The 13499-nt window shown below is 34.9% G+C and carries 12 protein-coding genes; 3 read left to right on the top strand and 9 right to left on the bottom strand.

From position 1 onward, the window contains the following. Positions 1-22: 22 nt before the first annotated feature. From ACVBDY_RS04530 to ACVBDY_RS04520, 3 genes are all read left to right on the top strand, one after another. Positions 23-451 carry a winged helix-turn-helix transcriptional regulator gene (locus ACVBDY_RS04530; RefSeq protein ID WP_447174275.1) on the top strand — a complete coding sequence of 143 codons (429 nt, stop codon included), beginning with the start codon at positions 23-25 and terminating at the stop codon, positions 449-451. Positions 452-572: 121 nt separating this feature from the next. Then, a complete protein-coding gene (locus tag ACVBDY_RS04525) occupies positions 573-1406 on the top strand; it encodes an SDR family NAD(P)-dependent oxidoreductase (RefSeq protein WP_447174274.1) in 834 nt (277 codons plus the stop codon). 7 nt (positions 1407-1413) lie between these two features. Beyond that, positions 1414-2325, top strand: a complete 912-nt coding sequence (locus tag ACVBDY_RS04520) for a helix-turn-helix domain-containing protein (RefSeq protein ID WP_447174273.1) — start codon at positions 1414-1416, stop codon at positions 2323-2325. A gap of 29 nt (positions 2326-2354) precedes the next feature. Here ACVBDY_RS04520 and eptA read toward each other — a convergent pair whose 3' ends face one another. The 9 genes from eptA to ACVBDY_RS04475 form a co-directional block, all read right to left on the bottom strand. Beyond that, the gene (gene eptA / locus ACVBDY_RS04515; protein WP_447174272.1) at positions 2355-3875 is read right to left on the bottom strand and encodes a phosphoethanolamine--lipid A transferase EptA; all 1521 of its coding nucleotides are present in this window, start codon (positions 3873-3875) and stop codon (positions 2355-2357) included. After that, the gene (locus tag ACVBDY_RS04510; RefSeq protein ID WP_447174271.1) at positions 3862-4731 is read right to left on the bottom strand and encodes a phosphatase PAP2 family protein; all 870 of its coding nucleotides are present in this window, start codon (positions 4729-4731) and stop codon (positions 3862-3864) included. Before ACVBDY_RS04510 ends, eptA begins: the two co-directional genes overlap by 14 nt. 288 nt (positions 4732-5019) lie before the next feature. Next, a complete protein-coding gene (locus ACVBDY_RS04505) occupies positions 5020-5931 on the bottom strand; it encodes an SDR family oxidoreductase (RefSeq protein ID WP_447174270.1) in 912 nt (303 codons plus the stop codon). 27 nt (positions 5932-5958) lie between these two features. After that, a complete protein-coding gene (locus ACVBDY_RS04500; RefSeq protein WP_447174269.1) occupies positions 5959-6552 on the bottom strand; it encodes a phosphatase PAP2 family protein in 594 nt (197 codons plus the stop codon). A 114-nt stretch (positions 6553-6666) separates the two neighbouring features. Next, positions 6667-7503, bottom strand: a complete 837-nt coding sequence (locus tag ACVBDY_RS04495; RefSeq protein WP_447174268.1) for a DUF4249 domain-containing protein — start codon at positions 7501-7503, stop codon at positions 6667-6669. A gap of 4 nt (positions 7504-7507) precedes the next feature. Continuing rightward, positions 7508-10192: a TonB-dependent receptor domain-containing protein gene (locus ACVBDY_RS04490; protein ID WP_447174267.1), complete on the bottom strand. Its 2685-nt coding sequence runs from the start codon at positions 10190-10192 to the stop codon at positions 7508-7510. An 87-nt stretch (positions 10193-10279) separates the two neighbouring features. Then, positions 10280-11254, bottom strand: a complete 975-nt coding sequence (locus ACVBDY_RS04485; protein WP_447174266.1) for a FecR family protein — start codon at positions 11252-11254, stop codon at positions 10280-10282. A gap of 74 nt (positions 11255-11328) precedes the next feature. Continuing rightward, entirely contained in the window at positions 11329-11847 is a 519-nt protein-coding gene (locus ACVBDY_RS04480; RefSeq protein ID WP_447174265.1) for a sigma-70 family RNA polymerase sigma factor, read from the bottom strand. Between the two features lie 597 nt (positions 11848-12444). Next, positions 12445-13461 (bottom strand): helix-turn-helix domain-containing protein, encoded by a 1017-nt coding sequence (locus ACVBDY_RS04475; protein WP_447174264.1) that lies wholly within the window; start codon positions 13459-13461, stop codon positions 12445-12447. Positions 13462-13499 lie beyond the last annotated feature (38 nt).

Below are 13499 nucleotides of genomic sequence, written 5' to 3'. Positions count from 1 at the left end.
TGCAAGTGAAAAAATAAAATTTATGAAAGCAACTGAAATGCGCTCCGATTGCCCTATAAGTTCGTCATTGGATATTTTCGGAGACAAATGGTCGTTATTAATTGTGAGGGATTTAATGCTACATAAATCTCGTACTTACGGAGATTTTACAAAATCTGCCGAAAAAATAGCAACGAATATATTAGCGAATAGATTACAGATGTTGGAGAGCAATGGAATAATCATCAAATTACCATTTCCGGATAATAAGTTAAAAGGATTGTATAGGCTTAGCCCGAAAGGTGTCGATTTAATACCTACTTTAATTGAAATAGCCCTTTGGGGAGGAAAGTATTTATCCGACTCGGATGAATGTTCGCCGTTTCTCAAAGAAGTAAAAAAGAACAAAGCAAAATTTCTAAAAAATATTATAGATAAGCTTCTCATAGATTATGAGTCTAATATTGATTAATCTTGTTGCCGTTAGCGATAACAATACAATTAACTATACTCTTGAATTTAAATACGTTTATCCTTGATTTGAAAACTTCACAAATCTATGTGCCCTGTAGTTTTGTAAAAAAACAAATCGTATGAGCACACAGAAAGTTTGGTTTATTACAGGAGCCTCCAAAGGGATGGGGCTTGAAATTACAAAAGCCGTTTTAAATGACGGAGGGAAAGTAATAGCAACATCCAGAAATACGGATATACTTTTAGAAAAAATTGCAGATCACAAGGATAGTCTACTTCCTGTGAAATTGGACATAACCAGAGAAGCAGACGTTGAAAATGCGATTTCCAAAGGCATAGAAAAATTTGGTCGAATAGACGTTGTGGTCAATAATGCAGGTTATAACCTTTTGGGAAATATCGAAGAACTGAGCGATTCCGAGTTTAGGCAAACCATGGACGTAAATGTTTTTGCAATGGCCACTATCATAAGAAACGTTTTACCACATTTACGCAGGCAAAAATCAGGTCATATAATAAATACTTCCTCTATGATGGGATATATGGGTTTTGCCGGTAATGGAAGCTATAATGCATCAAAATTTGCTGTTATTGGACTATCAGAAGCTCTTGCTCAAGAAGTCGCTCCTTTTGGCATAAAAGTGACAATCCTTGCCCCAGGAACATTCCGTACAAATTTTATGAGCGAGGACAGTCTGAACGTTGCGCAAAATAAAATTGACGCCTATAATCTAGATGAACAGGTTGAACAGTTTACGGGATTTGACGGCCAACAATTGGGTGATCCCCAAAAATTGGCGGAAGTGTTACTTAAGATTACCGTAATGTCCAATCCTCCTTTGCATCTTCCCTTGGGTTCTGATAGCTACAATGCTATTCTGGAAGTTCGTAAAAAGGAAAGGGAAGAAATGGAACAATGGAAAGACTTATCTTTAGCTACTGATTTTGAATAATCACAGTGTGAAAAAAGCTGCTCCATATAAAATTGAGTCAATTTCTGAACTCCATGGTTTATTTGGCCTGCCAAAGCCCGATCATCCTTTGATAAGTGTGATTGATTTTGAACTTCTGAAGTTTGATGATAATAAAATTTGGAGCAGCTTCTTCTATGATTTTTATTGTGTAGCCTGTAAAAAAGGATCTTCGGGAAAATTCAAGTACGGACAAGGTCATTATGATTTCGATGAGGGTGTCATGAGTTTTACCAAACCTGGTCAAATTTTTTCAGTTACCAATCCTACGGATGATCCAGTGTCGGGTTTTATGCTCATCTTCAAGCCCGAGCTAATTCGGCATTATGAATTGGGCAAGGTCATTGGAAATTATGGGTTCTTCTCTTACTCCACTGCTGAGGCCTTGCACCTTTCGGAAAAAGAGGACAAAATTATGATGAACCTTATGCATCAAATACAGGATGAACTGAAAAGTAATATTGATCATTATAGCCAAGATTTGATTGTTTCCCATATTGATCTGCTTCTCCATTATGCAAAGCGTTTTCACAATCGGCAGTTTCTAACACGAAGTGCCATAAATAATGATTTAGTGGCCAAGATGGAAGAATTGATCGATTCCTATCTAAAAAGTGACGCTGCACTTTCAGGTCTTCCAACAGTTAACTTTTTTGCGGAAAAGCTCAACGTGTCCCCTGATTATTTGAGTGATCTTTTGAGAAATGTTACCGGAAAAAATGCGCAGACACATATCCAAGAATCCATAATTGACAGAGCTAAAGAACTGCTTTCAACTACCCATTTAAGCGTTAAGGAAATAGCTTATGACCTAGGCTTTGAGCGCCCCCAATCATTCAGTACCATGTTCAAGAAAAAGACGCAACAAACCCCGCTGCAATACAGGGCATTGTTCAATTGAAAAAATATCAGTGCTGGAGAAACCGCTGATTATTGATATATGTTCATATTTTCATCATAAACAGGACTTTCTATTGCTAAGAAATTCAAGATACTATGAAAAACATGATGTTGTGATAGTGTTTCGTTGGACTTCAGTTTTTTGGAGCCATCCGATAACCATACTATAAAAGGAATTTCTAATTGTTCTTTAGGTGCAAAAACTGCTGGTATTCCATGCATGTACAAATTATTTTCTCCTAAAGATTCACCATGGTCTGAAACGAACAGCATCGTACTGTTGTATTCCTTTAATTCCTTTAAATCGTTAATTAAACTTGCAAGTATATAATCTGTATAAACAATGGTATTGTCATAGGCGTTAACAAGCTCTTCTTGGGTACATTCCCCCAATTCAACACTTTTACAAACTGGCGCGAACTTTTCAAATTCGGGTGGGTATTTGGTGTTATACGATGGCCCATGACTTGTACTTGTATGTAAAACAATTAGTATTTTATCTTTTTTACTTGCCAAAATTTGCTCTTTTAACCCTTTTAAAAGAATTTCATCATAATTACAAACTTGTCCCTCACAAACTGCTTTTAAATCCTCTTTTTTTAAAAAGTTTTTGATATGAACAGGAGGTTCTCCCCAATTTGTGGTTCTCCAAATAACTTCTACATTATTTCTAAATAAATAATTAGGCAAAATCTCATAAAGCTTACCAGAATTTGTGTGTTCCAATATACACTTTACACCTGCTGTTGTATATGTGGCGCAAGAAGTTGCAGTAAAACTGTGAAGACTTTCAACTTTAGACAATAGCGGATTAGTAAGTTTTTCATATCCATAAAGTGAAAAGTTTTCACTCCTTGCAGATTCTCCAATAACTAAAACTGCAATAGACTTTACATTGTCCTTTATTTTCGCATCGGGCAATAAAATCTCTTTTTCATTTTCTTTACTCTTATAAATATAGAATCTTGAGGTATTTACCATATAGGACCAGGGCATTGCCAAGGAACCTAACTTAGGGGAATTTTTATCAATCCATCGCCAATTGCCACCATTAATTAAAACAAAAACGATTAGAAAAAGCAATGTCAAAGAAAAATTAATTAAAAATTTCTTGAATGCTTCTTTAATGATTTTAACCTTAATTATAACTATTGCAGGAATAAAGCCTAATAAAATTAAATACAGAACCATTCTAAAAGAAAAGAAACTACTGGCTTCTTCATAATTGGTATTTAGAATATTACCGATCATCGTGAGATCTATTATGACATGATAGGTATTTACAAAATAGGCAACAATTGCATTGACGATGAAAAAGAAAACCAATAAAATTTTTCCAATAAATCGAGAAAGAAAAAATATAAGATATAATACAAAAGCATTTACAACGAGCATTGCAATTACTAAAGAGACAATAATGGTAATGCCGCTAAAACTTTTATAATCGAGTGCAGTAAAAACGTACTTAAAAAAAGGATAGTGAAATAATAGAAAATTAACAAAACTTGCTATTAATACAAAATGAACTAATTTGACACTATTTTTTAACATAAATACAAGTGATTATTATTAATGTTGCCACCAAACTAACTAATGAAAAATAAAATATCATCAAATCTATAGCAACTATTTTATTTATTAAGGCAATCGCTATGACAGAAAACAAAACTATAGATATAGGGTAATATTTTTTATTTGTTATCCATGTCCATGGATTAAATTTTTTAGTAATAAAAATGCCTGTAAGAGCCGCTATATACCCTAAAATACTTCCAACTATAACATCTAAAGGATAATGCGCTCCCACACCAACTCTTGTAAAGGCAATAATTAATCCTGCGCTGAAAATGAAAAGGAACCATGCTATTTTGAATTCCATTTTTTTTGGCATAAATGCAAAGAATACAGATACAAGTATTGTAAAAGTCGCAATTGAATGTCCTGAGGGCAAACTATTGCTTCCAGAAAGTGTTCTTCCGATAATAACAAAACAATCCCTATCAAACATAGCAGCAGGTCTAGGAACAGCAAGTAGCTTTTTTAATAGGTTTGAAAAAATACTTGAAACAATTAGAGCCGTTATTAATGACTGCCAAAATTTAGGTGCTTTAACCATAAATAAAGTCAAAAAAGGCAGAAATATAAGTACATCTCCTAGCTGGTTTAAGTTATATTGCAAACTCGGAAATTGTGATAATTTAAAGTTTAGATAAAAGAACAAATCCTTTTGAATATGAGCATAAGCCTCAACGGAAAAGGCATCTTCTTTAAAGAGAAACAAAGCAATCAAAAACAATAAAAATAGAGGAAGAAAAAGAGAATTTAATCTTAAATTATTAAAATTATTATTTACGCAAGCATCCAATTCGGGATTGTTTAACAGTAAAGAATTTAATCTTTTATTCATTTCAGTTTGTTTAAATCAGTAACTTTATTACAACCCTGTCAATCCAATAAATAAAGGATAGACTAGGCAGTGACTTGATTAGTTGCTATTAACCAATCAAGAGGGTGACTTTATACATACATTTTTACGTAGTAGATCTAAAACATTTGAAATACCGAACCTATATCGGTTTTAAAGACATGCTTTTCCAGCTCATTGCTATTTTTTGAGAATTATTTTTGCTGTGAGGTTTAATTTGTATAACCATAACCTTAGAAAGTGAGGCGTGTTCTTGCTTGGGGGTGTTCTTTACCCAACGCTGCTCAAAAAATTCCAAATAAAAATTTCCTCCAGATATTGTTTCATGCTTAAGGGCTTTCGACCCAATAGTTTTTCCATTTGTGAACCGTTACTTTCCAATTCCCCCTGTCTTGTAGCTGCGGAGAACCCACCAATCATTTTAGCGCATCTTTTAGACATTCCTTGATCAATCACAGTCTTGAGAAAAGTATCTAGGCTAGGGCTTAAATAGGTGATGTTTTTACCTGTGATTTGAGAAATATGCTCTGCGATTTCTGAAAACGAATAACTATCTCCGGATACACTATAGGTCTTATTTTTATGCCTCGTTGAGATTAAAACCTTGGCTGCCGTTTCCGCCATTTCGCTCCGTAGTGCAAATCCTATTCTCCCATTACCGGCTGGCAGGTAAATACCATATTTAAAAATGTTCTCTCCCAAAAATGAAGGCAATATGTCCATATATAGCCCATTTCGCAATATGGTATAATTCATACCACTTCCTTTAATGGCATTTTCTGTTGCTAGATGTGAACTTAATATAAACTCGATAAGGGAAAAATTAACTTCTTTATGCTCCTGGCTTGTGTAAAGGATATACTTAATTCCAGATTCTACAGCCACATTCACAACTTGAATATGCTGCTCACTGCGGTTTTCCAGTTCGTCACTCGAAACAAAAAGTAGTTTGTCAATACCAGAAAATGCCTTTAACATTGAATCGTAATTATTATAATCGCCGAATACAATATTTACATTCAAAGACTTTAATTTCTCTACTTTTGTATAATCCCTTACCATGGCATAAATCAACCTTTCATTCACCCCATTTTCGATCAGTGATTCAATAACTGAATACCCATAATGACCAGTAGCTCCCGTCACTATTATTTTATCTTTTTTTGTCATTTGTTTATTCATTTTTCAAGTGATTTTTCTCAATGGGCATTAAAATTTGTAGGTTAAACCTATTGTAGGGGTGTTTTCAATAAAGCCTGAAGAAATTCCCAACTTCTTTTTCTCATCATACCGTTTGGTGAACAAATAACTCATTCCAATACCTATCGCAGCACCTGCTAGCACATCCACACCATCGTGCTTGTTTGCTTCGATTCTTGTATACCCAACATATCCTGCCAAGAGGTAGGCAGGAATACCATATTCCCAACCGTATCTCTTTTGCACAAATGCAGCACTGGCAAATGCAACAGAAGTATGGCCAGATGGAAAACTATTGTTGTTTTCTCTATTCGGCCGCTCTTTATTTATAGCTAGTTTTAGACCATACGTTAATGCAATAGTGCCAGTTAAGGCTTTGGAAAATTGATAGGTTCCTTTTTGACCATCTTTCCAAATGAATGTAGAACTCAAAGCCAAAGCTGGCATTGCACCAAGCAAAACATCTCCTGCAATCTTATGGGTCTTTTGGGATGAAGTCAGAGGCTCCACCTGCCCATACGTTAGTGACGAACTCAAAAATAAAAACGCAACTAGAGCTTTAAAACCGTACATACTTCTTTGTACAATTGTGATGTTACTCATAAGTTTCAAGCTGAAGTATTTAGATCTGGGTAGAGAGCATTTTCAACAAGTACTATCAACTCATCGATATCCACCTCATTGGTTTTACGGCAACTCTACCCTCGTATGCTATTGCTATTCAATCGTATATGATGTAGTATCAAATTCACCTAGCCTAAAATATCCCAATACTTCTTCGTTGGGATCGTTGACATTGGTACAGTTTCCCTTTAACTGTACCGGTGTAGTTGGAAAAGGCCCGTTTTCATCACTTCCGGATTGTTGAACCAATATGTTTATATAGTCATAATATCGTTGTGAAATACCATACACATTAATACCTACAGTTGCTCCAGCAACATAGTTTTCATTATCGTTCTCAATAAAATTTTCGTTGCCATCTGTAAATTCATCGCTAATAACTGCAAGAGACGGCAGTGGTAAATTGGACGGAATAAATTCGCCTAAATAATAATTTTCAACATCTCCGGGGTCATCAAAAAATGCTTGAAGCTGAATTTCTGTGTCATCACCAGAACCTTCAATGCCTTGCTCAACTCGATTAATAACAGGTGCTGCAATTAAGGTTTCGGTTGCTGTGTAGGAGTTGCCGTTGTAAAAGATTTCCAAAGTGTACGATGCGTTTAATTCCGGAACAAAATCGGTTGCAGTGTAACTACCATTATTCTGGTCGGCAAACACAAATATCGATCCGTCGTTTTCTTTGGTTACTGTTACTGAAGCACCCGTAACAGGGACATCTGGATTGTTATCAAAAAAAGCGGTTGATTCTCTTAGATGAATGGTTTGTCTTTCTCCCGAAGTACCTTTTTGCCAGTTAATAGACGCATCAACCACTAATCGTGCGCCACCGTTTGGGACATTAACATCTATGACATCGGTACACGAGTTTAATAATCCAATTATTATAAGGAGTACCCCTAATTTGTTATATATATTTATATTTTTCATTGTTTTAAAATTTAAAGTTGTATGTTACTGAAGGAACAATACCAAATATGGAAGTACGAGTGGCTTCAGTTACGCCTGTCTTTTGATTTTGACCAAAAGAAATAGAGGCTGCATTACTTCGGTTATAAGCGTTGTATATGCCAAATACCCATTCGCCTTGCCATTTTCTGTTTTTGTTTTTTCGAGGTGTTAAGGTTGCAGAAAGGTCTAGTCTGTGATAGGCTGGCAATCGATCTGCATTCCTTTCGGAATATGTCGCTACGGATAATCCGTTGTATATAAACTGTCCGTTAGGATAGGTAACAGGTCGTCCTGTTTGGAATACCATATTAGCCCCAAATCGCCATTTTTCGTTGAGTTTGTAACTTCCGGTAAACGAAAAGTCGTGGGTTCTGTCCCAGTTAGAGTTATACCATTTCCCGTCGTTAATACCTAATCCGCCTGCTGCTCCGCCGGGTGTGCGCTGTTGCGATTTTGACCACGTATATGCCAGCCAACCTGTAAAATCGCCTTTGTTTTTTCGCAATAAAAATTCTAATCCATATGCACGGGCTTCACCAGTTAAAATTTCGGTTTCAATGGTGTTTTGTGCTATAAGTTCTGCGCCATTGATATAATCTACCCTATTGTCGATTGTTTTGTAGTAGGCTTCGGCTTCAATAGAAAACATATTTTCCCTGAAATTTCTGAAGTAGCCTACAGCATATTGGTCTGCAATTTGTGGCTCAATAAACTTTCCGCTAGGTGCCCAAACATCTAATGGTGTAGCTGATGTGGTGTTGGAAATTAAATGCAGGTATTGGGCCATTCGGTTATAACTTGCTTTAAAAGAAGACTTCTCGTTAAGCTGATATGAAAGTGCAAACCGGGGTTCCAAATTATTGAATGTAGCTATGCTTTTTCCCTTACCGTAATTGGTATTGGAAATAGGGTCGGCACGCTCATAAATGCCTAATTCTTCGTTGTAGACTACTGGTGAATTATTGGCGTAATTGTTTAAGGTTTGCTTTCCTAGTCGATTAAAGTAACTAAAACGCAAGCCATATTGAGCGGTGAGCTTATCAGAAATTTTATGTTCCAAACTTGCATATATTCCAGCTTCTAAAGCAAATTTGTCATCTAATTTCTCTGGATTAACACCCGAATCTGCATCTAAAGGGTTGAGTCTGCCTGGATTAAAGTTGTAATAAATACCATTTACTCCAAAATCAAATTTTAATTTATTGCTTGCATAATACCCCAAGTCATAGCGCATATTATAATTGCTGATATCCGAGGTCCAATCAATTCCGTCAACAGGAATTTCCAGGTTGTAATTATATCGACTGTATATTAAGGATACATTGGAGAATAACTTGTTATTAAAAATATGATTCCATCGCAAGTTTCCTGAGAGGTTTCCGTATGAATTAGTGAATAATCCTGCCAGGTTAAAGTTATCATTGCCTAAATAACCAGATAGATATAGTTTGTTCTTCCCATCAATTTCATAATTTGTTTTCAGATTCAAATCGTAAAATCCGGCTCTACTATCTTCTCCGGCCAAGGCTAAGAATATATTGGCATAAGCAGCTCTACCAGCCACTAGAAACGAACCTTTGTCTTTAAATAGTGGCCCTTCCGCCGCCAAACGGCTGGAAATAGCACCAATACCGCCAGTGAGTTCAAATTCTTTACTATTTCCGTCTTTTTGATGTATATCCAGTACTGAAGAAGCCCGCCCTCCAAAACGTGCAGGAATGCCTCCTTTATAAAGTTTAACATCCTTAATGGCATCAGCATTAAATACTGAGAAGAAACCAAACAAATGGGAGGCGTTGTAAATAATTGCTTCATCCAAAAGAATTAGGTTTTGGTCTTCTGCACCACCGCGTACATTGAAGCCCGATGCACCTTCGCCGGCGTTGGCAACACCTGGCAGTAATTGAATGGACTTGATCAAATCTACCTCACCCAAAACAACAGGTATCTGTTTGATATCCTTAGTTGAAAGTTTTGCCACACTCATTTGTGGAGTGCTAAGGTCAACTTTCTTTGATTCTTCAGCTGTGATGACTACTTCATCTAATTGAGCGGCGTCCTCTTTGAGCTCAATGTCTAGCCTTTGATCAGAGCTAAGGTTTATAGCCCTTTCAAAAGTTGTAAATCCTAAATAGGAAATGGTTAAGGTATAATTACCTTCGGGTGCTGTGATAGAATAAAAACCATATTCGTTGGTCGTGCTTCCAATGGAAGTGCCTTTTAAAAGGACAGTTGCCCCCAAGAGTGTTTCACCGTTGGCAACATCCTTGACTACACCACTAATTGTATATTTTGCATTCTGATTTTTAGCCTTGGAAAGAACTATATATTTATTCTTAATGGTATACGTAATATGAGTAGAGTGAAAAAGTAATTTCAATGTTCTATCAATGTTTTCGTCTATTACGTTAATATCAAACTTATCTTTAATGTTTAACTCATCATTATTGAATACAAAGCTGTATGGTGTCTGTCCTTCAATATTTGACATGATGGACTCCAGTGAGCCCTTCTGGATATTTAAGGTTACTTTATTTTGGGAAAAACTATTGATAGCAAAGAGATGAAAGCTACTGAAAACAAAAAAAAAGAAAGATAGTTTCATTAAAAAAGATGGTTTGGATAAACTTTTTGGCCATAATATGCCTGTGAAATGTTTTGATTTCATAAATTTGATGTGTTAATGGATACTGATTTTTGCGATTAGAATTCTTTAACATTTTATAGTGGGAAAACTGGAATTTTCCCACTTTTTTTATTTTATCACCCACTCATCAGTCTCTGTAATTAGATGATAATCGAAATCTTTGGAGGTTTTAAGGATTTCTAAAATTTCCCTTATTGGTGTATTTTTATCAAATACACCAGTGAATTTTGAATTTGCTACTTCATCATTTTTAAATACCAGCTTTACTTGATATTGTACATATAGGTCATTGGCAATTTCCCTAAATGACTGATTTTCAAATTCAATTTTTCCTTCTCTCCAGGCGATTCTCCCTTCTCTTTTAACCATATCCTGCTTAAAAAACTGTTTACTATTTCTATCAAAAATCACCTTTTCATCAGGGGCCAGTAAAACCCTTTCTTTCAAATATTTATCAGAAGTAATTGCAACTTTGCCTGTAAGTAATTTTGTTTCTACAATGGAGGTATTTGAATATGATTTGACATTGAAGCTTGTTCCCAGGGCTTCTATTTTCAAGCCATCGGAAGTGGTTACAGTGAATGGATGTGCTGTATCTTTGGCCACTTCAAAAAATGCTTCTCCTTCTAAACTTATGGTGCGAGGTGTGTTGCCCTCATAGGAGAGCAGAGTGGAAGCGTTTAACCAGACTACTGAGCCATCGGGGAGTTTAAGCTGTTTGTTTTCTCCAAAAGAAGTTTCCTCTGAAATTAATTGACTAGTGCTCTCTGAAAACTGTTGGTAGGTATATGCGGCTGTAACAATTATAGCGATCATTGCAGCATATTTTAATAGCTTATAAACTTTGGATACTGTTTTTTGTTTAGTATTTCTTGGGTAACGTAGAAAGCGATTTTTCGCATCTTCAACAGATACAGGATATTCCTTGGTATTTAGATAGATTGCGGTGATTTGGGAAAACAACTCTTTGTCGTATTCTGAAGAGTCCTTCCATAATTCTACTTTCCGAATAGTGTCTGGATCAGCAGTTTTGGAAATGTATGCCCAAAGCGCTGCTTTTGAAATATGAGATTTATCCATCATTAAGGGGTTTACTGCTTTTACTACTTATATGACGTATACCAAGTAGTGACACCCTATTTTAAATTGGATTTTCTTTATAAATAATCCTTTAAACCTTTTCGGAAAGCTATTAGGGCCGTCGAAATATGAAGCTCTACGGTCTTTATGGAAATATTTTTTTTTATGGAAATCTCTTTATAAGTCAATCCTTCATTTCTGGATAGTTGAAAAATATCTCTTGTTTTTTGTTCAAGATTCTCATAGATAATATCAATTTGTTGTAACAAATCCCATTGTGTATTAATTTCTGAGAGCATATCTGAATATAAACTATATAAATTATTATGCTTTTCTCTAGTTTGATCTTTTCGAAAATGATCAATTATCTTATTTTTGAGTGTTACAATTAAAAACGATTCGATAGCACGATGTGATTTATCTATTTTATGGTAATGTTCCCAAAGCTTTATAAATGTTTCTTGAACAAGTTCCTCAGAAGTAGAGATGTCATTTAATAGTTTATACGCATAGTTGTATAACCTTTGATAGTGCTTATCAAACAGAATGGAGAACTGCGCCTCTTGATCTAAACTGAATGTGGGTTTTTTATTCAAGTTTTTAGAGGTGAACGCTTAGACTCCTAATTAATATTTTGAGTATATAACTTGTCTTCATTCACCATCCGATTTTGTCATAAATTACTAGAAATTCTTAATTGTTTCATTCAACCGGGGTAAAATTAGACTTGCCTTCATTAAGATCAGAATGAAGTAGGTTTTAAATCCGCTTTCAGTACCTATTTGTTGCAATAGTGATTTTAATATTCTGAATATTAGATCATTAAATTATATTGATTGTGTAGTTTTCAAAGGTTCTAAATGCGCTTCTCGCACTTGAAAAGCAGCCAACTCTGGAATTTGGTGTTATTTTTTGTTTTTGGAGTGATAAGGATTAGTAGGTTGAAGTTTTGGTATAAAAGCCAGGGCAGTGCATTAAAAATGTTGAAGATTGGACAGTGTTATTTGAGGCCATCGATTTCAAATAGCCCTCATAAATACTGCCATTATATCGATATTTGTTAATTGTATTTAAGGAAATAATCTGATATCCATCAGAAAATGGAGGTTTCTTAAATTTCTATGAGGCTTTCTGAAAGCGGATTTGGAACGTAAGTCTTCTATGAAGAATAAGGAGAAAAGGTCATTTCTAAACTACTGAAGGTAAGCCTTTTTAAACTCACTAGGGGTAACCCCGTATATTTTTTTAAAGGTAGTGTTGAAAGAGGACTTGGATTTGAAACCAACTTCGTTGGCAATGCCCATAATAGAATAATTCTTGAACTTGTCATCCTTGAGACATTCTACAAATTCTTCAGCCCTGTACTTGTTCATATAGTCCTGAAAATTGGATTTTAAGTACACATTCAAGACTTCAGATAAGTACTGTCTTGGAATACCCATCTTTTGAGCTACTTGGTTAACCGTTATATTACTATTGGTAAAAAGCTTCTCTTTATCCATGAGTCTTAAAAACTCCCTTTTGTATACCTCTGCTTTGGATTTACTAAGACTTGAAGTTTTATAAGCCTTTGTATCAGCCTTTGGTAGTATGGATTTTGGTGATACAACAAGCTTAAATAAAATCATGTAGAGAAGTATTGCTGATAATCCAATAAAACCATAGGTTTCTGTGAAGGAGAAATAATCATGCCTTTTTGTTGTAATAAATGAAATTTCGTCTATTAAGTTCAATAAAGCATAAGGCACTATAAAAAACAGCATCCATCTTTCCTTTTTGTTTTTAATAATATCATAGATGGTATAACCTAAATAAACCAATAGCGTTACGCCTGTCAGAACTTCTCCTATTATTAACCATATGTTGCTAACTAAGCCGTTAACGTCTTCTACGATTTGAAGAGTAATAAAAAACAAATACGGAATAAAATAAAGAAGATCTCTAAGTTGAAATTTATCTTGTTTAGAATTGTGATACTTTATAAGTAAAAAGAACAGTGTAATGATTAATGGAGATTGGAAAAAATACCAATTAGCATTAGAAAAAAGCAGATTAAATTCATCATCTCCAACAATGTTTAAAAGCAATGCAATAATTGACCCTAGAAGCAGTAAGAAATTTACCCGCTTGTAACTTTCTTGTTTAACGAGCAGAACACTTAAAAGAAACAAGCCCTGAATAAGGGCGATTATTTGAATTATTTGTAACATAAATAACGGAACACTTTCTCCAAAGTGGCTAAAATAAT

This window comes from Sinomicrobium halophytocola (assembly GCF_052983395.1).
The sequence above is the reverse complement of the archived record's forward strand: the minus strand, read 5'-3'. Positions and strand labels throughout refer to the sequence as shown.

Coding starts and splice junctions, on each gene's coding strand:
- ACVBDY_RS04530 (WP_447174275.1), top strand. CDS start 23: ATGAAAGCAACTGAAATGCGCTCCGATTGCCCTATAAGTTCGTCATTG.
- ACVBDY_RS04525 (WP_447174274.1), top strand. CDS start 573: ATGAGCACACAGAAAGTTTGGTTTATTACAGGAGCCTCCAAAGGGATG.
- eptA (WP_447174272.1), bottom strand. CDS start 3,875: ATGTTAAAAAATAGTGTCAAATTAGTTCATTTTGTATTAATAGCAAGT.
- ACVBDY_RS04510 (WP_447174271.1), bottom strand. CDS start 4,731: ATGAATAAAAGATTAAATTCTTTACTGTTAAACAATCCCGAATTGGAT.
- ACVBDY_RS04505 (WP_447174270.1), bottom strand. CDS start 5,931: ATGAATAAACAAATGACAAAAAAAGATAAAATAATAGTGACGGGAGCT.
- ACVBDY_RS04500 (WP_447174269.1), bottom strand. CDS start 6,552: ATGAGTAACATCACAATTGTACAAAGAAGTATGTACGGTTTTAAAGCT.
- ACVBDY_RS04495 (WP_447174268.1), bottom strand. CDS start 7,503: ATGAAAAATATAAATATATATAACAAATTAGGGGTACTCCTTATAATA.
- ACVBDY_RS04490 (WP_447174267.1), bottom strand. CDS start 10,192: ATGAAATCAAAACATTTCACAGGCATATTATGGCCAAAAAGTTTATCC.
- ACVBDY_RS04485 (WP_447174266.1), bottom strand. CDS start 11,254: ATGATGGATAAATCTCATATTTCAAAAGCAGCGCTTTGGGCATACATT.
- ACVBDY_RS04475 (WP_447174264.1), bottom strand. CDS start 13,461: ATGTTACAAATAATTCAAATAATCGCCCTTATTCAGGGCTTGTTTCTT.